This window comes from Bradyrhizobium liaoningense (assembly GCF_018130825.1).
Taxonomy (GTDB): Bacteria; Pseudomonadota; Alphaproteobacteria; order Rhizobiales; family Xanthobacteraceae; genus Bradyrhizobium; species Bradyrhizobium liaoningense_B.
In genome coordinates, this window is record NZ_JAFCJS010000005.1 from 576,088 (window position 1) to 594,276 (window position 18,189).

Here is an 18,189-nt window from a genome sequence, read left to right on the forward strand (position 1 = left end):
GACAGTCCGAGGTGACCGAAGAGGCGATGCCAGAGCAGCCAAGATCCGCAAACCCGCCGGTCAGCGCCGGCGCGCTCCTCGCCCACCGCGCCTTCCTGTACTTCCTGCTCTCGCGCAGCCTGTCGCGGTTCTCCAGCCAGATCGCGGCGGTCGCGATCGGCTGGCAGATCTACGACCTCACCGGCTCGGCCTTCGACCTCGGCATGGTCGGCCTCGTGCAGTTCCTGCCGACGGCGCTGCTGGTGTTCGTCGCCGGCCACGCCGCCGATCGCTTCGAACGCAAGCGCGTGGTCCAGCTCTGCCAGCTCGTGGAAGCCGCGACCGCGCTCTATCTCGCAACCATCACCTATCTCGGCGCGGTCAGCGAGGTGCAGATCTTCATCGCGACCTTCGTGCTCGGCATCGCCGGCGCGTTCGAGAGCCCGACCACCGCGGCGCTGCTGCCGCTGATCGCGCCGCAGGGATCGCTCCAGCGCGCCACGGCGGTCGCGAGCGGGGCGGGGCAGGTCGCGACCATCACCGGTCCCGCGCTCGGCGGTTTCGCCTACGCGGTCGCGCCGCATCTCGCCTACGCGGTGATGCTGCTGTTCTGGATTCTTGGGATGATCCTGACCGGCTTCATCCGGCCGCGTCCGCAGGCCGTCGCCAAGGACATGGACGACGCGGACAATATCTTTGCCGGGGTCCGCTTCATCCGCAGCAATCCCGCGATCCTCGGCACCATCTCGCTCGACCTGTTCGCCGTGCTGTTCGGCGGCGTCACCGCGCTGTTGCCGATCTACGCCCGCGACATCCTGCAGACCGGCCCGGTCGGGCTCGGCGTGCTGCGTGCCGCGCCCGCGGTCGGCGCGCTCCTGATGACCATGGTGCTGGCGCGCCACGCCATCTCGCGCCATGTCGGCCTGCGCATGTTCCAGGCGGTGATCGTGTTCGGCCTCGCCACGATCGTGTTCGCGCTGTCGTCCTGGATGTGGCTGTCGGTGCTGTCGCTCGCGATCCTCGGCGCGGCCGACACGATCAGCGTCGTGATCCGCTTCTCGCTGGTGCAGCTGTCGACGCCCGACGAGATGCGCGGCCGCGTCGGCGCGGTGAATTTCCTGTTCATCAACGCCTCCAACCAGCTCGGCCAGTTCGAGAGCGGCCTCACCGCCGCCCTGTTCGGCACCATGCCCGCCGCCGTGCTCGGCGGCGTCTGCACCGTCGCGGTGGCGCTGCTCTGGATGAAGCTGTTTCCGAGCCTGCGGCAGGTGGAGAGCCTGGAGTAGGGGGCACACTCGCTCCCGTCATTGCGAGGAGCTCTTGCGACGAAGCAATCCAGAATCTCACCGCGGAGGCGCCTGGATTGCTTCGCTGCGCTCGCAATGACGATTGTGGAGGCAGCTCGGGGATTTAGCCGACGTCACCCTGCTGGACGAAGGCAGGCCACAACCCCATGCCGCCTACTGTGCATGGGGTTGTTTTCGCAGTTTTTTGTTCAGCCCCGTCCGACGAACGGCATCTTGGTGGCCATCACCGTCATGGTCAGCACGTTGGCATCGAGCGGCAGGCCGGCCATGTAGGCGACGGCGTCGCCGACCGCCTTGGCGTCCATGCGCGGCTCGTGCTTGGTGGTGCCGTCGGGCTGCAGCACGCCGGGGCCGTTGACCATGCGGTCGGTCATCGGGGTCGCGGCGTTGCCGATGTCGACCTGGCCGACCGCGATGTCATACATGCGGCCGTCGAGATTGCTGGCCTTGGTGAGGCCGGTGATGGCGTGCTTGGTCGAGGTGTAGGCCGCCGAGAACGGCCGCGGCGCGTGCGCCGAGATCGAGCCGTTGTTGATGATGCGGCCGCCGCGCGGGGTCTGGTCCTTCATGATGCGGAAGGCGTGCTGGGTGCACAGGAACGGGCCGGTGAGGTTGGTGTTCACCACCGCCTGCCACTGCTCGAGGCTGAGGTCCTCGAAGTTCACCGCGGGCGCGCCCATGCCGGCATTGTTGAAGAGCACGTCGAGGCGGCCATAGGTCGCCTTCACCTTGTCGAACAGCGCTGCGATCGAGTCCGGCTTGGTCATGTCGGCGGTGACGCACAGGCTCTTGCCCGCGGGGCCGAGCTTCGCGGTCTCCTCGAGCATTTCCATGCGGCGCCCGACCAGCACCACGGTGAAGCCGGCGTTCATCAGCGCCAGCGACGCCGCGCGCCCGACACCGGTGCCGGCGCCCGTCACCACTGCGATCTTTTTCGCGTCACTCATCGTTTCCTGCCTTTTCTCTTGAGCTGTCAGGTTTTGGGTTCTTTTTCGTTCTTGTAGGGCGGCCGCGGGATGTTCTGGTGCGCCGCGCGCAACGCCGCCGACCAGCGCGAGCGCAGATCGTGGAAATAGGGCTCGCCCGCCTCGATGCGGTGATTGAGATCGGCCTCGCAGGCGTCCGTGCGCACCACCAGCACGTCGATCGGCAGGCCGACGCCGAGATTGGACCGCATGGTCGAGTCCATCGAGATCAGGCCGGTCTTCAGCGCCTCGTAGAGCTCGACGTCGTAATGCATGGCGCGGTCGAGCACCGGCTTGCCGTATTTGTGTTCGCCGATCTGCAGGTAGGGCGTGTCGGTGGTGCATTCGATGAAATTGCCGGCGGTGTAGACCATGAACAGGCGCATGCGCGCGCCCTTGATCTGGCCGCCGAACAGGAAGGAGACGTCGAAGGAGACGTCCTCGGACTTCAGCGCGGGCCCTTCGGTCGCATGCACGGCCCGGATCGCCCGGCCGATGCGCTGGGCGGCCTGGAACATGGTGGGCGCGTTCATCAGCGTCTCGATCTCGCCCGTATTGGGGTCTTCGAGGCCCTCGGTCAGCGTCGACAGCACCGACTGGCTGATGGCGAGGTTGCCGGCGCTGGCGATCGCCATGATGCGGTCGCCGGGCTTGGAGAAGATATGCAGCTTGCGGAAGGTCGAGACGTTGTCGAGACCGGCATTGGTGCGGGTATCGGCGATCATCACCAGACCGTCCCGAACCAGGATTCCGCAGCAATAGGTCATTTCCAGTCCCCGAACGCGTTTGCGCGGAATTACTAGCGAATTTCAGGGAGGCATGAAACCCCCGATTCCCGCGGGGGAAGGCTGTCATTCCGGGCTCGCGACTTGGTCGCGCCCCGGAATGACGGGGAAGCCCTACCGCTGCCCGCCTCAATCCGCGGCATCGACGAGAAACGCCTTATCGACAGGGACGCCGAGCGCGGTGACCAGCCGGTTCGTCTCCGCGGCCATGCCGACGATGGCAAGCAGCTCGCCATATTCGGCCGCGGTCATGCCCTTGGCCCGGGCGCTCGCGGTGTGCGAATGGATGCAATAGCTGCAACCATGCGCGATCGAGACCGCGACATAGAGCATTTCCTTGACCTTGGGATCGAGCGCCCCTGGCGCCATCACCTCCTTGAGGCATTCCCAGGTCCGCCGCAGCGTCTTCGGATCATGCGCCAGCGCGCGCCAGAAATTGTTGACGAAATCCGATTGCCGCACCTTGCGGATGTCGTCGAAAACGGCGCGCGCCTCGGTGGAGAGCTCATCGTCCGAAAGCAGTTTTACAGTTGCCATGAGGGCCTCGCGGGGTCGGATTTGATCCCGCGAGCGTAGCACGGCTGATGCGTTCAGGCGGCATCGTCAGCCGAGCGGCGCAAGGCCAGCCTGCCGACGTCGACATATTGCCTCTGCTGGGCGTGGGCGTGCTGGGCTGCGACGTGAAGGTCGCGCAGGCGCCGCTGCAGCGGCGAGCTGTCGTAGACCGCGCTGCTTCCGGCCAGCGCAAAGCAGGCATCCGCGATGCCGACGCAGGTCGTGGCGAGCCAGGTCGCAGATTGAGCGCCCTCGATGATGAGATCTTCGTCGTTCAGCGTGCCGGCCAGCGCACGCCGCCAGTGGCTGGCAACCTGGACCTCGTGGAGGGCCTGCGCGGCCTTAAGGTTCGCGGAGATGCGGCCGAGCTCGTACTGGAAGGTCTCGGACTCCCGCATCGGGACGGCCGCATATAATTGCTGCCGCCCGGTGTGTGCCAGCGCGAGCAGGTCATCGACCACGCCTTCGGCAAGACCCACCGAGAGTGCGCCATGCGCCACTGGCAGCCATTGCCGCAATGCCTGATAGAGCGGACCGGACATGCGAGGGGGAGTCTCGAGATCGAAGACATTGGTTTCGGGAACCAGCCTCTCCCGTAGCGCGATGTGATGGCTGCCGGTGCCCTTGAGCCCGGCCGCGTGCCAGGTGTCCTCGAGGTCCCATTCGCGCGCCGGCAAGGCGACGGCGCCAATCTGAGGCTTGCCGTGCGGACCGGGGATCGGTTTGCCATTCTCGGTGACGATGCAGAATCCGCCGATCCAGTCGGCATGCATGCAGGAGCTGGCGAACGGCCAGCGGCCCTTGACGCGATAGCCGCCCGACACGCGCTCCGCCGTGCCTGCCGGCTGGGACGAGCCGCAGATCGCGACGTCAGGACCGTCCTGATACATTTGCTGATACAATTCAGGGCGTGCCGCTGCCGCGAACAGGCTGCCGACACCGGCGACAATCGCGGTCCAGCCGATCGAGCCGTCGAGACGGGTCAGTGCCTTGATGACCTCGAGGCCATCGGGAAAATCGAGCTCCAGTCCGCCATGGCTCCGCGGGACGAACATGCGAAAGATCCCGATCGATCGCAGCCGTTCCACGAGGTCGGGCGGGATGCGGCGTGCAGCTTCGATCTCGGCGGCGCGCGCCTTGATCTCGGGAGCCAGCTCCTGGATGCCCACAAGCATGGCCTTGTGGGGATGGCGCAGTGCGAAGTGATCGCTGAGTCTTTCTTGAAGCCGCATCTGTCTCAACCTCTGTTGCGGAAACGGATCGCAACAAGAATTGGACAAACCGTGCTACGGCGCGGTTTCAACGCGGCGGTCGTCGGTTACGGCTGTAACGTCGCTAGCCCTGCCGCTGGGACTGCGACTGCGATTGTCCGCCGCGGCCGGCCTGCTCGACCTTGACCGCGACCGTCAGCGTCTCCGTGCCGCCGCCATAGCGGGTGCCGCGCACGGGGGCGGCGCCGAGATAGTCGAGCCCGATGGCGACACGCACATGGGCATCGGTGGTGCAGATGCAGTTCGCGGGATCGAAGCCGACCCAGCCGAGATCGGGGACATACGCCTCCGCCCAGGCGTGGCCGGCATCCTGGTGCACTGTGCCGTCGGAGCGCAAAAAGTGGCCTGAGACGAAGCGCGCCGGCACGCCGCCGCTGCGGGCGCAGGCGATGAAGATGTGTGCGTAGTCCTGGCAGACGCCGCGCTTGAGCGTGAACGCTTCCGCCGCCGAGGTGCCGCTGTTGGTGGGGTCCTCGTCGAAGGTCATGTGGTCGCTGATCTCGCTCATCAGCGCGTGCAGGAAGCCGAGCGTGTCGCTCTCGGCCTCGCTGCGGAGCTGCCGTGCGACGGCCGCCATCGCCGGATTGACGGTGGTGAGATCGGTGGGACGCAAGAACATGCCGGCCGGAAAGCGCTCATCGGCGCCGCGCAGCACGCCGCCGGTGTCGTGGGTCTCGATCAGCCCTTCGGCGGTGATCTTGATGTCGCCGACGGGACCGCAGGACAGCACATGGGTGACGTTGCCGAAGGCGTCCTCATGGGTGTCGAGCTTGGTGTCCGTGGAGACGTCGATCTGCCACTCCGCCACATACTGTCCGTCATGGCTGCACGGCGTCATGCGCAGAATCTGGATCACGCTGGTGGCCGGCGGCTCGTAGCGATAGGTCGTGGTGTGCTGGATTCGCAGGCGCATGGTGGACCATTGTTCTGGCGTCATTCCGGGGCGGTGCGCAGCACCGAGCCCGGAATCTCGAGATTCCGGGTTCGCCCTTTGAGCGCCCCGGAATGACGGCGTGTATCAGATCAAATACTGCTTCGTGATGATTTCGCCCAGTCTGGAATTGTCCGCGATGAATTCCTGAATGAATTCATGCACGCCATGCTGGAAAATGTCGTTCATATTGCTGTGTTCCAGCCGGTTGCGGATGCCGCGGGCGTGGCGCTGGGCTGGGCCCTGGCGGCCATAGGCGACGCCGATCTGGTCGAGATTGCGCACGAGATTGCCGTAGCAGCTGGCGAGCGAGCGCGGCAGCGTGTCGTTGAGGATCAGGAGATCCGCGATCAGCCACGGCTTCAGCGTCTCGCGATAGACCCAGTGATAGGCCGTCAGCGCCGAGACCGAGCGCAGGATCGAGCTCCACTGATAGAAGTCGAGCGGGCCGCCGACATGCTCTTCCTCGGGGAGCAGTACATGGTACTTCACGTCGAGGATGCGGGCGGTGTTGTCGGCGCGCTCGAGGTGCACGCCCATGCGCGAGAACCAGTAGGCGTCGTTGCGCAGCATGGTCCGGTAGGCCGAGCCGTCGAAGCGCAGCGAGGTCTCCTGCACGAAGCGCAGGAATTTTGCGAGGTCCTCGCGCGTCGAGGTGCCCTTGCTCCAGACCGCCTGGAGCTCGATCCATGCCGAGTTGATGGTGTCCCACATCTCGCTGGTGAGCGCGGTGCGCACCGAGCGCGAGTTCAGCCGCGCCGCCTCGATGCAGTTCCGGATCGAGGATGGGTTGTTCGGCGAGAAGGACAGATATTCGACGACGTTGTGCTCGTTGGCTTCCTCATAGGTCTGATAGAAGCTCGCGGCGACGCCGGCGGTGAGCAGCGCCGAGTCCCATTCATTGGTCTTGCCGATATAGGCGGCAGGAAGCGCGGTGACGCGCAGCGTCGCATCGATGGTGCGCGCGAGATATTCGGCCCGTTCGACGTAGCGGGCGAGCCAGTAGAGGTTTTCGGCGGTACGCGACAGCATCTCTCTACTCGTCCAGAATCCAGGTGTCTTTGGTGCCGCCGCCCTGGCTCGAATTCACCACCAGGGAGCCTTCCTTCAGCGCGACGCGGGTGAGGCCGCCCGGCACGATCGTGGTGCTCTTGCTGCCGGTGAGCACGAAAGGGCGAAGGTCGACGTGGCGCGGGGCAAGGCCGCTTGCGGTGCAGGTCGGACAGGTCGAGAGCGCCAGCGTCGGCTGGGCGATAAAACCTTCCGGCTCGCGCTTGAGCTTTTCGCGGAAGGCTTCGATGGTCGCTTTCGTCGCTGCGGGGCCGATCAGCATGCCGTAGCCGCCGGAGCCGTGCACTTCCTTGACGACGAGCTCGCTCAGATTGTCCAGCACGTAAGCGAGGTCCTTCGGCTCGCGGCAGCGCCAGGTCGGCACGTTCTTCAGGATCGGCTCCTCGCCGAGATAGAATTTCACGATATCAGGCATGTAGGAGTAGATCGCCTTGTCATCGGCGATACCGGTGCCGACGGCGTTGGCGAGCGTGATGTTGCCGGCTGCATAGGCCGACATCAGTCCGGGCACGCCGAGCACGGAGTCGGGGCGGAAGGTGAGGGGATCGAGGAAGTCGTCGTCGACGCGGCGGTAGATCACGTCGACCCGCTTTACGCCCTCGGTCGTCCGCATGAACACTTCGTTGTTCTTGACGATGAGGTCGCGGCCCTCGACCAGCTCGATGCCGAGCTTGTCGGCCAGGAACGAGTGCTCGTAATAGGCGGAGTTGTAGACACCAGGCGTGAGCAGGGCGACCGTCGGCTCGCCCGAGGCGCTCTGCGGCGCGACTGAACGCAAGGCCGCGAGCAGCTCGTCCGGATAGCGTTCGACCGGCGCCACCCTGTGGCGGGCGAACAGGTCCGGAAACAGCCGCATCATGATCTCGCGGTTTTCCAGCATGTAGGACACGCCCGAGGGCGTGCGCGCATTGTCCTCCAGCACGATGAAGTCCTCGGCGTCGACCCGGACGATGTCGATGCCCGCGATGTGCACGTAGACGTCGTGCGGCACCTGCTGGCCATTCATCTCGGGGCGGAAGACCGGGTTCTGGAAGATAAGATCGTCGGGCACGATCTCGGCGCGGAGGACCTCGCGGCCGTGATAGATGTCGCGCAGGAACATGTTGAGTGCGCGCACGCGCTGCTTCAGGCCCTTCTCCAGCAGCGCCCATTCCTTGCCGGACATGATCCTGGGGATCACGTCGAAGGGGATCAGGCGCTCGGTGGATTCGGAATCGCCATAGACCGCGAAGGTGATGCCGATCCGGCGAAACAGGAGCTCGGCTTCCTGGCGGCGATATTCGAGCGCCTCGGGAGGCGTCTCCTTGAGCCAGCGTGCCAGCTCCTGATAGGCGGGGCGAAGGTCCCCGCCGGGAATATTCATTTCATCAAACGCGACTGCCATAGATCCCGACTGTTCTCCGCAAGGCGTTGCGCCATTAGACAGGTCGCCAAGCCTTGGTGAGGCCGCAACGTCCTGGCCATGCGGCAAGAGTGCATGACTTTCATGTGGTAGCAAGGGCCGGGCCAGCGCGATAAGCATGGACTGGCAGGATTTACCGGGGACGACCGGCGGCTTGCCTGAAAAAATGGCTGAGGACTGCTTATTTCGGCAGCAAAACCGCGTGACTTCAACGCGTTACCTCGGCAAAGTCGGGCCACAGGTGAGGGACAGAGTTTATGAGCGAGATCGTCACGGCAGGCATTCTGGTCATCGGGGATGAAATCCTGTCCGGCCGGACCAAGGACAAGAATATCGGCTTCATCGCCGAATACCTGACCAATATCGGCATCGACCTGAAGGAAGTGCGGGTCGTCTCCGACGACGAGCCCGACATCATCGCCGCGTTGGATGCACTGCGGCATCGCTACACCTACGTCTTCACCACCGGCGGCATCGGGCCGACCCATGACGACATCACCGCCGACAGCGTTGCCAAGGCCTTCGGCGTCGGCATCGATCATCATCCGGAGGTGGTCGCTCGCTTCCGCGAGCGCTGGAGCGAGCAGGACCTCAACGAGGCCCGCCTGCGCATGGCCCGCATCCCCGACGGCGCCGAGCTGATTCAGAGCGCGACCATCCTCGCCCCCGGCTTCAAGATCGGCAATGTCATCGTGATGGCGGGCGTGCCCTCGATCATGCAGGCGATGATGGACATCGTCTCGCCCAAGCTGAAATCCGGCGTGCGCATGCTCTCCGAATCGGTTCGCGCCAACGCCCGTGAGGGTGACATCGGCAGCCCGCTGCGGGCGATCGCGGCCGCCCATCCCGACACCATCATCGGCAGCTATCCCTTCATGGACGAAGAGCAGAAGCCGAACACCAACCTCGTCGTGCGCTCGCGCGACCCGGAGAAGCTGGCGGCGGCGATGGGGGCGGTGAAGGAAATGCTGGCGGGATTGAACATCACCCGCTAGCAGAGTGTTTGCCGGCAGACGAAGCAGGAGACGACAATGGCTGGTGAAGCACCGGAACTGAGCGCGCAGGAGCGGGCGGGCAAGGCATTTCCGGTCTCGTGGGACCAGTTCCACCGGGATTGCCGGGCGCTGACCTGGCGGCTCAACGAGGTCGGCCCGTTCCATGCGGTGATCGCGATCACCCGCGGCGGCCTGGTGCCGGCCGCGATCGTCGCGCGCGAGCTCGGCGTGCGCGTGATCGATACGGTCTGCATCGCCAGCTACGACCACAACAAGCAGGGCGAGCTGCAGGTTCTCAAGGGCATCTCGGAAGCCGCGATGAAGCTCGGCAACGGCACCGGCAAGGGCCTCCTGATCGTCGACGACCTCGTCGACACCGGCAAGACCGGCAAGCTGGTGCGCGAGATGCTGCCGGATGCGCATTTCGCTACCGTCTATGCCAAGCCGATGGGACGCCCGCTGGTCGACACCTTCATCACCGAGGTCTCGCAGGATACCTGGATCTTCTTCCCCTGGGACACCGCGCTGTCCTACCACCCGCCGCTGCGCGACGGGGCGGCGTGATCTTTGTTCACCTCGCCCCGCTTGCGGGGAGAGGTCGGATTGCATCGGAGATGCAATCCGGGTGAGGGGGAGCTTCCGCGAGTCCGTCTCTCACCTTATTTGTGGAGGCAGCCCCTCACCCCAACCCTCTCCCCGTAAGAACGGGGAGAGGGAGTGAACTCGCACCATGTCCCTGCAAAACCGCGTCACACCAACCGGCGAGATCGTCGCGACGCCGCATCGCGGCATGTTCACCGGCAACCGCGGCATCATCCACGATCCCGCGACCAAGACGCTTCTGAACAAGCGCTGGTCGACGCCGGCCTGGATCACCTGCCTGTGCGAATTCCGCGGCTGGCGGCGGTCGGTGATGGCGCGTCGCAGCTGGACCGAGCTGTTCTTCCTCGATGAAGCCGCCGCCTTTGCGGCGGGACACCGGCCCTGCTTCTTCTGCCGGCGCGACGATGCCAGGCGTTTTCGCGCGGCGTGGGCGAAGGGCAATGGCGTGAGCGGCATCAGCGCGAAGGCGATGGATGCCGTCCTGCATCGCGAGCGGCTCGATCGCGGCAAGAAACGGCTGCATGAATTGCCGATGCCGCTCGCGCAATTGCCCGACGGCGCAATGGTGCAGCAAGGTGACGAGAGCTTTCTGGTGACGCAGGGCAGGGCGCTACTATGGTCGTTCGCGGGCTACGCCCCGCATGCGCGCGTCCTCGATCGTCCGATGCTGCTGACGCCGCCGTCCACGCTGCGTGCGATCATCGCCGGATATCAACCGGTGCTGCATCCGACGGCGCGCGGCTAGCGCAGCGGCTTGCCTTCTTCGTCGACGATCATTCGCGCATCGCGCAGCGCCCATTCCCGGATCACCTGACGGCAGCGGGTCAGCTCGGCTTCGCTGGTCGCGTTCGGCTCCTTGGCCGCACGCTCCACCGTCGCCCTGCAATTGACGAGCACCGAGCGGTCCTCGGCGCGTGCCGGCAGCGCGGCGACCGCCAGCACGGCGACGATGCAGGCGATGCGCACCGCCATCATCCCAGCCTCTCGCGCGCCAGCGCGGCGCCCGCGCCGAGCGCCATCAGCTTGGCTTCGGCGATCTCGCGCCGCATCGGCGCCATGCCGCAATTGGTGGTGGCGATGATGTTGCTCTTGGGCACGAATTTCGACACGGCGTCGATCACCTTCACGACGTCCTCTGCGGTCTCGACCGTATCGCTGGCGACGTCGATGACGCCGGCCTGCACGATCTTGGTCTTCAGCAGCGCCAGCAGGTCCAGCGGCACCTTCGAATTGCGGCACTCGATCGCGACCTGCTGGATCGGGCTCGCATCGATCGCCGGAAAAATCTGCTCGTATTGCCGCCACTGGCTGCCGAGCGTCTCCTTCCAGTCGGTGTTGGCCTTGATGCCGTAGCCGTAGCAGATGTGCACGGCGGTGGTGCAGGTGAGGCCCTCTGCCGCGCGCTCCAGCGCCTTGATACCCCAGTCGTTGACCTCGTCCATGTAGACGTTGAAGGCGGGCTCGTCGAACTGCACGAGATCGACGCCGTCGGCCTGCAACGCCCTGGCTTCTTCGTTCAGCAGCTCGGCGAAGGCAAAGGCCATCTTGACGCGATCGCCATAGTAGCGATCGGCGATGGTGTCGATGATGGTCATCGGGCCGGGCAGGGTGAATTTCAGCTTCTTCTTCGTATGCGTGCGCGCGACGCGCGCCTCGAAGTCATGGACGCGGCCTTTCAGCCGGAGAGGCGCGACCACCTGCGGCACCATCGCCTTGTAGCGGTCCTTGCGGATGCCCATCTCGACCTTGTGGGCGAAATCGATGCCCTCGATCTTCTCCAGGAAGCCGTGCACGAAATGCTGGCGGGCCTGCTCGCCCTCGGTAACGATGTCGATGCCGGCGTCCTCCTGGATCTTCAGCCAGATCAGCGTCGCGTCGCGCTTGGCGCGGAGCAGCTCGTCGCCTCCGGACTTCCAGGGCGCCCAGAGCATGTTGGGCTCGGCAAGCCATTCCGGCTTCGGCAGGGAGCCGGCGATCGTGGTTGGAAACAGCATGGCGGCCCTCCCGGCAGGTTGTTGCGCCCCTTCCTGCCATGTCCTAACGTCGAGGTACAGAACAACGAAAGTCGCTCTCTATTCCAGCGGCGGCGACAGGGAAGGCCTGAAGGAAAGGCCCAGAGGGAAGGCCAAGGAAAAGGTCATGATCGACCTCTATTACGCACCGACGCCGAACGGCTGGAAAATCTCGATCATGCTGGAGGAACTCGGGCTTCCCTATAAGGTGATCCCTGTGAATATCCGCGCCGGCGAGCAGTTCAATCCTGAGTTCCTGGCGATCAGTCCAAACAACCGCATTCCCGCGATTGTCGATCACGAACCCGCCGACGGCGGCGCACCGTTCTCGGCGTTCGAGACCGGCGCGATCCTGATCTATCTCGCGGAGAAGACCGGCCGCTTGCTGCCGGCCGATCTGCGCGGGCGCTCCACCACCATCCAGTGGGTGATGTGGCAGATGGCGGGCCTCGGGCCCATGCTCGGCCAGCACGGTCATTTCGCGCTCTATGCGGCCGAGAAGATTCCCTACGCGATCGAGCGCTACCGCGACGAGGCGGCGCGGCTCTACGGCGTGCTCGACCGGCAGCTCGCCAACACCGGCGCTTATGTCGCCGGCGACTATTCCATCGCCGACATCGCCTGTTTCCCCTGGACCATGACCCACAAGGCGCAAGGCTTTACGCTCGACGACTATCCGAGCGTGAAACGCTGGTACGCCGAGGTGCGCGCGCGGCCGCAGGTGCAGGCGGGCCTTGCGATCGGAAAATTCGTGAAAGAGCCGTTCGACGAGGAATCACGCAAGATCATGTTCGGCCAGCGTGCGAAGGAAGTGTTGGGAAGGAAGTAGTGCCCGTTCCTCATGGTGAGGAGCGCCGCAGGCGCGTCTCGAACCATGAAGGCCCGACTGTCACCCGTGGCCATCCTTCGAGACGGCCGCTACGCGGCCTCCTCAGGATGAGGTCCGTCAGTAAAGGAAACGCCATGATCGAATTCTTCTTCGACTGTTCCAGCCCCTGGACCTATCTCGCCTTCCACAACATCCAGCCGCTGGCAAAGGAGCTCGGGGCGGAGATCACCTGGCGGCCGATCCTGGTCGGCGGCATCTTCAACACGGTCAATCCGAGCGTCTACGCCCAGCGCGAGACGCCGGTGCCGCTGAAGGCACGCTACATGAAGAAGGATCTCGCGGACTGGGCCCGCTCGGCCGGCCTGTCGATCAAGATGCCGCCGACGGTGTTTCCGGTGAACAGCGTCAAGGCGATGCGCGGCTGTATCTGGCTTGGAAAGGACATGGTGCCGTTCGCGACCGCCGTGTTCGAGACCTATTGGGGCGAGGACAAGGACATCTCGCAGGACGCGGTGCTCGCCGGGATCTGCAGGAAGGTCGGAATCGACGAGCAGAAGTTCTTTGCCGGTATCTCCGAGCAGGGCATCAAGGACCAGCTCAAGGCCAACACCGAGGAAGTCGTGGCGCGCGGCGGCTTCGGCTCGCCGACGATCTTCGTGGGCAAGACCGACATGTATTTCGGCAACGACCGCCTGCCGTTGATCCGCGAGGCACTTGCGCGCAGCAAGGCGAGCGCGGCCTGATGGTGCGCGCTGTCGTCTGCCGTGCGCTTGGTGCGCCCGAGACCTTGCGGCTGGAGGAGTTTCCGTCGCGCGCCCTCAAGCCGGGCGAGGTTCGTGTTGCCATTCGCGCCGCTGGCTTGAATTTCCCTGATGTGCTGATGGCGGCCGGCGAATATCAGCTCAAGCCCGAGCTGCCGTTCACGCCCGGCATGGAGGCTGCCGGCGACGTCACCGAATTGGGCGCGGAGGCGAGGGGCGTTGCTGTCGGCGACAAGGTCATCGTCAAGATGCGCCATGGCGCATTCACAGATGAAGCGGTGGTGACGCCGTCGCAGCTCACGCCGATGCCGTCGACGTTCGACTACGCGGAGGCCGCGACCTATCTCGCCGGCCACGGCACCGCCTATCACGCGCTGATCGATCGCGGCCGGGTCGAGCCGGGCGAGGTGCTGCTGGTACACGGCGCCGGCGGCGGCGTCGGCCTTGCCGCCGTCGAGATCGGCAAGATGCTGGGCGCGACCGTGATCGCGACGGCGTCCAGCGACGAGAAGCTCACGATTGCGAAATCGCGCGGTGCCGATCATCTCGTCCGCTACGACCGCGAGCCGTTCCGCGATGCCGTCAAGCGCATCACCGATGGGCGCGGCGCGGATGTCGTGTTCGATCCCGTCGGTGGCCAAGTGTTCGAGGACTCGATGCGCTGCATCGCCTGGGGCGCGCGGCTGCTGGTGATCGGTTTTACCGGCGGCATCGGTTCGGCCAAGACCAATCTCTTGCTGATCAAGGGCGCCAGCGTGCTCGGCGTGCGCGCCGGCGAAGCGGTGCGCAAGAACCCCGCGCTCGGCGAGGTGCGCCTGAAGGCGCTCTTGCAATGGGCGGAGGAGGGCAAGCTGCGCCCCAACGTCTCGCACCGCCTGCCGCTGGAGGATTACGCCAAGGCGATGCGGCTATTGATCGACCGCAAGGCGATCGGGCGCGTGGCGCTGGTGATGGAGTGACGGTGCCGTAGTCGCGGTGCCGTAGGGTGGGCAAAGGCGCTCTTGCGCCGTGCCCACCATCCATCGGGAAGCAAAGCAAGAATGGTGGGCACGCTTCGCTTTGCCCACCCTACGAGAGCGTCACTTGTATTCCCGCTCCGTCCACCATGGGAAATAGTCCGGCATGTCTGTCGATACCTTGTTCTTGAACTGCGCAGGCCGCTTCTCCAGGAACGACACCACGCCTTCCTTGACGTCGTCGGAGCGGCCGCGGGCGTAGATGCCGCGGCTGTCGACCTTGTGGGCTTCCATGGGATCGTCGGCGCCCATCATGCGCCACATCATCTGGCGGATCAGCGCCACCGACACCGGCGCGGTCTTGGCGGCGAATTCCTTCGCGAGGGCACGTGCGGTCGGCAAGAGATCATCGGGCGCGACGACCTTGCTGACGAGACGCCCCGCCAGCGCTTCCTGCGCCGGGAAAACGCGGCCCGAATAGCACCATTCCAGCGCCTGCGAGATACCGACGATGCGCGGCAGGAACCAGCTCGAGGCGGCCTCGGGCACGATGCCGCGCTGGGAGAACACGAAGCCGAAGCGCGCGGCATCCGAGGCGATGCGGATGTCCATCGCGAGCTGCATGGTGACGCCGATGCCGACCGCAGGGCCGTTCACCGCGGCGATGACGGGCTTGAGGCATTTGAAGATGCGCAACGTCACCTGGCCGCCGCCGTCGCGCACCTGCGGATCGCTGTAATCGACCTTGCCGTCGGCGAAGCGGTTGACCGGCCCGCGCCGCGCATCGCGATCGAACGTGTCGGGACCGGAAGAAAGATCTGCGCCCGCGCAAAAGCCGCGGCCCGCGCCGGTGACGATGATGGCGCGGACATTGTCGTCCTTGTCGGCGGCGTCGAACGCGGCGATCAGCTCGGCTTGCATCTGCGCATTGAAGGCGTTGAGCTTGTCGGGCCGGTTCAGCGTGATGGTGAGGATCTGTTCGGCGACCTCGTATTTGATCGTCTCATACGCCATGGTGGTTTCCTTCCCTGTCTCTTTGTCGGTCTCTCTAGCACGTCATTCCGGGGCGCGCGAAGCGCGAGCCCGGAATCCATCTTTCCGTACCAGTAGTGCCGATGAATGGATTCCGGGCTTGCGCCAAGAGGGCGCAACCCGGAATGACTGAATTCAAGCTACTTCGCCGGCGGCTTGGGCCAGGGCCGCTGCGCGCCGCGCAGGCCCTCAAACGCCTTGGCCATGCCGAGCACGCCGATATCGTCGAAGCGGCGGCCGACGATCTGCACGCCGATGGGAAAACCCTTGGCGTCGAAGCCGCCATTGATCGAGACGGCCGGATTCTCCGACATATTCCACGGCACGGTATAGGCGATGTGCTCGAACGGCTTCATGGGATCGTTGGTGGGCGAGGCCCAGTCTGCGGGATAGTTGACGTTGGGTGCGGTCGGCGAGATCACATAGTCGAGCTCGCAGAACAGCTTTGACGCGGCCGCGCGGATCGCCATGGTCTGGTTGAAGCCCCGGATGACGTCGACACCCGAGAGCTTCGCGCCGGACTCGCCCCATTTGAAGATATAGGGCAGCACCTTTGCCTGTTCGGCCGGCGTCAGCTTGGACAGATCGTCCCACATCCGCGCGCGCCAGAAATTGTCGAGGCCGTCGAGCATCTCGCGGGTGAGGATGCCGTCGACTTCCGTCACGACGCTACCTGCGGATTCAAACGCTTTCGCGGCCTTCACCGCGACGTCGCGCACCGGCTTCTCCAGCGCCAGGCCGCAGCCGGGATCGAGCATCAGGCCGATGCGCAGTTTTCGCGGGGACTTTTCCAGTCCCTTCCAGTTGAGTGGCTCGGCGGGCAGGCTCATGCCGTCGCGCCGGTCGGGCTTTGCGATCGCGCTCATCATCAGCGCGCAATCGTCGACGGTGCGGGTCATGGGACCCGCTACGCGACCGACATAGACGGGATCGATCGGCACGCGGCCAAAACTCGGCTTCAGGCCGACGAGGCCGCACCAGCCCGCAGGCAGACGGACCGAGCCACCGATATCGGTGCCGAGGTGCAGCGGGCCATAACCAGCCGCCGCAGCGGCGCCGGCGCCCGCGCTGGAGCCGCCGGGGTTCTTGGCGAGATCCCAGGGATTGCGTGCGAGCGCGTGGAAAGAGGAGAGCCCGGAGGACAGCATGCCGTAATCGGGCATGGTGGTCTTGGCGAAGATGACCGCGCCGGCTTCGCGCAGCCGCGCGGCGGGCGGAGCGTCCTTCTCGGCCGGCACGAGCTTGACGCTGGCCGCGCCCAGCGGCACCGGCACGCCCTTGGTCGCGATGTTGTCCTTCACCGTGACAGGCACGCCGTCGAGCGCGCCTGACGGCTCGCCCCCGCTCCAGCGCGCGGTCGAGGCCTTGGCGGCCTCGCGCGCGCTGTCGGGATCGAATGCATAGAGCGCCTTGAGGTGCGGTTCCCACGCCGCGACATGCGCGAGCACGTCCTCCAGCACCTCGCTCGGCGAGAATTGCTTGGCGCGATAGCCCGCGATCAGGTCGACCGCGGACAGATCGTGCAGCGAGGTGACCGTCTCCTCGGCGCTCTTTTTCTGCATTGCTAGCCCACCGGCATGCGCGTTTCGATGATCCGAGCGAACATGCTGGCGCCGATCGGCAGGATCTTGTCGTCGAGCACGAAGCCGGGATTGTGCACCGGCACCGAGCCGTCATGGCCGACCCAGAAATAGGCGCCGGGAATGGTCTCCAGCATGTCGGCGAAATCCTCGCTGCCCATCTTCGGCTGGGCGCGGGTGATCACGTTGGCGGGGTCGACGATCGTGCGCGCGACGTCCTCGACCACCTTGGACTGTTCGACCTGGTTGATCAGCACGTTGAAGGTGTCACGGATGTCGACGTCGATCACGCACTGGTAGGCGCTTGCGATGCCGGCGCAGATGGTGCGGATGCGTTCGCTGACCAGGGTGCGAACTTCCTTCGAGAAGGTGCGGATGGTGCCGCACAGATGCGCGTCGCCGGGAATGACGTTGTAGGCGGAGCCGGCGTGGATCTGGGTGATCGACACCACCGCGGCCTGCAGCGGCTCGACGTTGCGGCTGACGATGGTCTGGATCGCCTGCGCCAGCGTGGTTGCGATGATCACCGCATCCTTGGAGCGCTCGGGCATCGCGCCATGCGCGCCGTAGCCCGTGATGCGGAGATCGAAGAAATCGGCGCTGGCCATGGCCGGACCGGGCAGGATCGCGATCTCACCGTGATTGAGGTCGGGCGCGTTGTGCAGGCCGTAGAGCTCGTCGCAGGGAAACTTCTCGAACAGGCCGTCCTTGATCATGGCGCGGGCGCCGCCGAGGCCTTCCTCGGCCGGCTGGAAGATCAGATGCACGGTGCCGTCGAAGTTCCGGGTCTCGGCGAGATAGCGCGCGGTGCCGAGCAGCATGGTGGTGTGGCCGTCATGGCCGCAGCCGTGGAAGCGGCCGGGGATCTTCGAGCTCCACTTCAGATTGGTGTTCTCTTCCATCGGCAACGCATCCATGTCGGCGCGGAGGCCAATGCGCTTGCCGCTCGAACCCTTGCCCTTGATGACGCCGATCACGCCGGTGCCGCCGAGACCGCGATGCACCTCGATGCCCCAGCTCTTCAGCTTGTCGGCGACGATGCCGGAAGTGCGTACTTCCTCGAAGCCGATCTCGGGATGGGCGTGGAGGTCGCGCCTGATAGCGGTGAGTTCGTCGGCATAGCCGTCGATGCGGTCGATGGTGGGCATGGTTCCT

General features: G+C 65.4%; 19 protein-coding genes. 7 read left to right on the forward strand and 12 right to left on the reverse strand.

Annotation, left to right across the window (positions count from 1 at the left end):
- Nucleotides 1-26 precede the first annotated feature (26 nt).
- On the forward strand, nucleotides 27-1,265 hold the full coding sequence (locus tag JQ603_RS24580) for an MFS transporter (protein ID WP_212343247.1): 1,239 nt from the start codon (nucleotides 27-29) through the stop codon (nucleotides 1,263-1,265).
- A 209-nt stretch (nucleotides 1,266-1,474) separates the two neighbouring features.
- Here the strand turns inward: JQ603_RS24580 and JQ603_RS24585 are convergent, their stop codons facing one another.
- The 7 genes from JQ603_RS24585 to JQ603_RS24615 form a co-directional block, all read right to left on the reverse strand.
- The gene (locus tag JQ603_RS24585) at nucleotides 1,475-2,233 is read right to left on the reverse strand and encodes an SDR family oxidoreductase (RefSeq protein ID WP_212343248.1); all 759 of its coding nucleotides are present in this window, start codon (nucleotides 2,231-2,233) and stop codon (nucleotides 1,475-1,477) included.
- Nucleotides 2,234-2,259: 26 nt separating this feature from the next.
- Nucleotides 2,260-3,018 (reverse strand): proteasome-type protease, encoded by a 759-nt coding sequence (locus JQ603_RS24590; protein ID WP_057740901.1) that lies wholly within the window; start codon nucleotides 3,016-3,018, stop codon nucleotides 2,260-2,262.
- Between the two features lie 147 nt (nucleotides 3,019-3,165).
- Complete coding sequence (locus JQ603_RS24595) at nucleotides 3,166-3,573, reverse strand: carboxymuconolactone decarboxylase family protein (protein WP_212343249.1); 408 nt, start codon at nucleotides 3,571-3,573, stop codon at nucleotides 3,166-3,168.
- Nucleotides 3,574-3,626: 53 nt separating this feature from the next.
- Entirely contained in the window at nucleotides 3,627-4,823 is a 1,197-nt protein-coding gene (locus JQ603_RS24600; RefSeq protein WP_212343250.1) for an acyl-CoA dehydrogenase family protein, read from the reverse strand.
- A gap of 103 nt (nucleotides 4,824-4,926) precedes the next feature.
- A complete protein-coding gene (locus JQ603_RS24605; RefSeq protein WP_212343251.1) occupies nucleotides 4,927-5,775 on the reverse strand; it encodes a transglutaminase family protein in 849 nt (282 codons plus the stop codon).
- Between the two features lie 105 nt (nucleotides 5,776-5,880).
- On the reverse strand, nucleotides 5,881-6,825 hold the full coding sequence (locus JQ603_RS24610) for an alpha-E domain-containing protein (protein WP_080134268.1): 945 nt from the start codon (nucleotides 6,823-6,825) through the stop codon (nucleotides 5,881-5,883).
- Between the two features lie 4 nt (nucleotides 6,826-6,829).
- Entirely contained in the window at nucleotides 6,830-8,248 is a 1,419-nt protein-coding gene (locus JQ603_RS24615) for a circularly permuted type 2 ATP-grasp protein (RefSeq protein ID WP_212343252.1), read from the reverse strand.
- Between the two features lie 275 nt (nucleotides 8,249-8,523).
- Here JQ603_RS24615 and JQ603_RS24620 point away from each other — a divergent pair, with 275 nt between their 5' ends.
- The 3 genes from JQ603_RS24620 (at nucleotide 8,524) to JQ603_RS24630 (ending at nucleotide 10,609) form a co-directional block, all read left to right on the forward strand.
- Entirely contained in the window at nucleotides 8,524-9,261 is a 738-nt protein-coding gene (locus JQ603_RS24620; protein WP_212343253.1) for a competence/damage-inducible protein A, read from the forward strand.
- 36 nt (nucleotides 9,262-9,297) lie between these two features.
- The gene (gpt, locus tag JQ603_RS24625; protein WP_212343254.1) at nucleotides 9,298-9,825 is read left to right on the forward strand and encodes a xanthine phosphoribosyltransferase; all 528 of its coding nucleotides are present in this window, start codon (nucleotides 9,298-9,300) and stop codon (nucleotides 9,823-9,825) included.
- 166 nt (nucleotides 9,826-9,991) lie between these two features.
- A complete protein-coding gene (locus tag JQ603_RS24630) occupies nucleotides 9,992-10,609 on the forward strand; it encodes a hypothetical protein (RefSeq protein ID WP_212343255.1) in 618 nt (205 codons plus the stop codon).
- On the opposite strand, the gene JQ603_RS24635 is transcribed toward JQ603_RS24630, so the two are convergent.
- A complete protein-coding gene (locus JQ603_RS24635) occupies nucleotides 10,606-10,839 on the reverse strand; it encodes a hypothetical protein (protein ID WP_245003807.1) in 234 nt (77 codons plus the stop codon). The two genes, JQ603_RS24630 and JQ603_RS24635, sit on opposite strands and share 4 nt — an antisense overlap.
- Entirely contained in the window at nucleotides 10,836-11,858 is a 1,023-nt protein-coding gene (locus tag JQ603_RS24640) for a methionine synthase (protein WP_212343256.1), read from the reverse strand. The genes JQ603_RS24635 and JQ603_RS24640 overlap by 4 nt, the downstream gene beginning before the upstream one ends.
- 145 nt (nucleotides 11,859-12,003) lie before the next feature.
- On the opposite strand from JQ603_RS24640, the gene JQ603_RS24645 reads away from it, so the two are divergent.
- The 3 genes from JQ603_RS24645 (at nucleotide 12,004) to JQ603_RS24655 (ending at nucleotide 14,425) form a co-directional block, all read left to right on the forward strand.
- Nucleotides 12,004-12,705 (forward strand): glutathione S-transferase N-terminal domain-containing protein, encoded by a 702-nt coding sequence (locus JQ603_RS24645; RefSeq protein ID WP_212343257.1) that lies wholly within the window; start codon nucleotides 12,004-12,006, stop codon nucleotides 12,703-12,705.
- A gap of 134 nt (nucleotides 12,706-12,839) precedes the next feature.
- Complete coding sequence (locus JQ603_RS24650) at nucleotides 12,840-13,448, forward strand: 2-hydroxychromene-2-carboxylate isomerase (RefSeq protein ID WP_212343258.1); 609 nt, start codon at nucleotides 12,840-12,842, stop codon at nucleotides 13,446-13,448.
- Nucleotides 13,448-14,425, forward strand: a complete 978-nt coding sequence (locus tag JQ603_RS24655) for an NADPH:quinone oxidoreductase family protein (protein WP_212343259.1) — start codon at nucleotides 13,448-13,450, stop codon at nucleotides 14,423-14,425. The genes JQ603_RS24650 and JQ603_RS24655 overlap by 1 nt, the downstream gene beginning before the upstream one ends.
- 120 nt (nucleotides 14,426-14,545) lie before the next feature.
- On the opposite strand, the gene JQ603_RS24660 is transcribed toward JQ603_RS24655, so the two are convergent.
- The 3 genes from JQ603_RS24660 to JQ603_RS24670 all read right to left on the reverse strand — a co-directional run bounded on the left by JQ603_RS24660 (nucleotide 14,546) and on the right by JQ603_RS24670 (nucleotide 18,182).
- The gene (locus JQ603_RS24660) at nucleotides 14,546-15,436 is read right to left on the reverse strand and encodes a crotonase/enoyl-CoA hydratase family protein (RefSeq protein WP_212343260.1); all 891 of its coding nucleotides are present in this window, start codon (nucleotides 15,434-15,436) and stop codon (nucleotides 14,546-14,548) included.
- Between the two features lie 158 nt (nucleotides 15,437-15,594).
- Nucleotides 15,595-17,016, reverse strand: coding sequence for an amidase (locus tag JQ603_RS24665; RefSeq protein WP_212343261.1), 1,422 nt, complete (start codon nucleotides 17,014-17,016; stop codon nucleotides 15,595-15,597).
- Nucleotides 17,017-17,018: 2 nt separating this feature from the next.
- Nucleotides 17,019-18,182: a M20 aminoacylase family protein gene (locus JQ603_RS24670; protein WP_212343262.1), complete on the reverse strand. Its 1,164-nt coding sequence runs from the start codon at nucleotides 18,180-18,182 to the stop codon at nucleotides 17,019-17,021.
- Nucleotides 18,183-18,189 lie beyond the last annotated feature (7 nt).

Bases quoted from the DNA above. Each gene is read 5' to 3' on its own strand.
- JQ603_RS24580 (WP_212343247.1), top strand. From the start codon at position 27: ATGCCAGAGCAGCCAAGATCCGCAAACCCGCCGGTCAGCGCCGGCGCG.
- JQ603_RS24585 (WP_212343248.1), bottom strand. From the start codon at position 2,233: ATGAGTGACGCGAAAAAGATCGCAGTGGTGACGGGCGCCGGCACCGGT.
- JQ603_RS24590 (WP_057740901.1), bottom strand. From the start codon at position 3,018: ATGACCTATTGCTGCGGAATCCTGGTTCGGGACGGTCTGGTGATGATC.
- JQ603_RS24595 (WP_212343249.1), bottom strand. From the start codon at position 3,573: ATGGCAACTGTAAAACTGCTTTCGGACGATGAGCTCTCCACCGAGGCG.
- JQ603_RS24600 (WP_212343250.1), bottom strand. From the start codon at position 4,823: ATGCGGCTTCAAGAAAGACTCAGCGATCACTTCGCACTGCGCCATCCC.
- JQ603_RS24605 (WP_212343251.1), bottom strand. From the start codon at position 5,775: ATGCGCCTGCGAATCCAGCACACCACGACCTATCGCTACGAGCCGCCG.
- JQ603_RS24610 (WP_080134268.1), bottom strand. From the start codon at position 6,825: ATGCTGTCGCGTACCGCCGAAAACCTCTACTGGCTCGCCCGCTACGTC.
- JQ603_RS24615 (WP_212343252.1), bottom strand. From the start codon at position 8,248: ATGGCAGTCGCGTTTGATGAAATGAATATTCCCGGCGGGGACCTTCGC.
- JQ603_RS24620 (WP_212343253.1), top strand. From the start codon at position 8,524: ATGAGCGAGATCGTCACGGCAGGCATTCTGGTCATCGGGGATGAAATC.
- gpt (WP_212343254.1), top strand. From the start codon at position 9,298: ATGGCTGGTGAAGCACCGGAACTGAGCGCGCAGGAGCGGGCGGGCAAG.
- JQ603_RS24630 (WP_212343255.1), top strand. From the start codon at position 9,992: ATGTCCCTGCAAAACCGCGTCACACCAACCGGCGAGATCGTCGCGACG.
- JQ603_RS24635 (WP_245003807.1), bottom strand. From the start codon at position 10,839: ATGATGGCGGTGCGCATCGCCTGCATCGTCGCCGTGCTGGCGGTCGCC.
- JQ603_RS24640 (WP_212343256.1), bottom strand. From the start codon at position 11,858: ATGCTGTTTCCAACCACGATCGCCGGCTCCCTGCCGAAGCCGGAATGG.
- JQ603_RS24645 (WP_212343257.1), top strand. From the start codon at position 12,004: ATGATCGACCTCTATTACGCACCGACGCCGAACGGCTGGAAAATCTCG.
- JQ603_RS24650 (WP_212343258.1), top strand. From the start codon at position 12,840: ATGATCGAATTCTTCTTCGACTGTTCCAGCCCCTGGACCTATCTCGCC.
- JQ603_RS24655 (WP_212343259.1), top strand. From the start codon at position 13,448: ATGGTGCGCGCTGTCGTCTGCCGTGCGCTTGGTGCGCCCGAGACCTTG.
- JQ603_RS24660 (WP_212343260.1), bottom strand. From the start codon at position 15,436: ATGGCGTATGAGACGATCAAATACGAGGTCGCCGAACAGATCCTCACC.
- JQ603_RS24665 (WP_212343261.1), bottom strand. From the start codon at position 17,016: ATGCAGAAAAAGAGCGCCGAGGAGACGGTCACCTCGCTGCACGATCTG.
- JQ603_RS24670 (WP_212343262.1), bottom strand. From the start codon at position 18,182: ATGCCCACCATCGACCGCATCGACGGCTATGCCGACGAACTCACCGCT.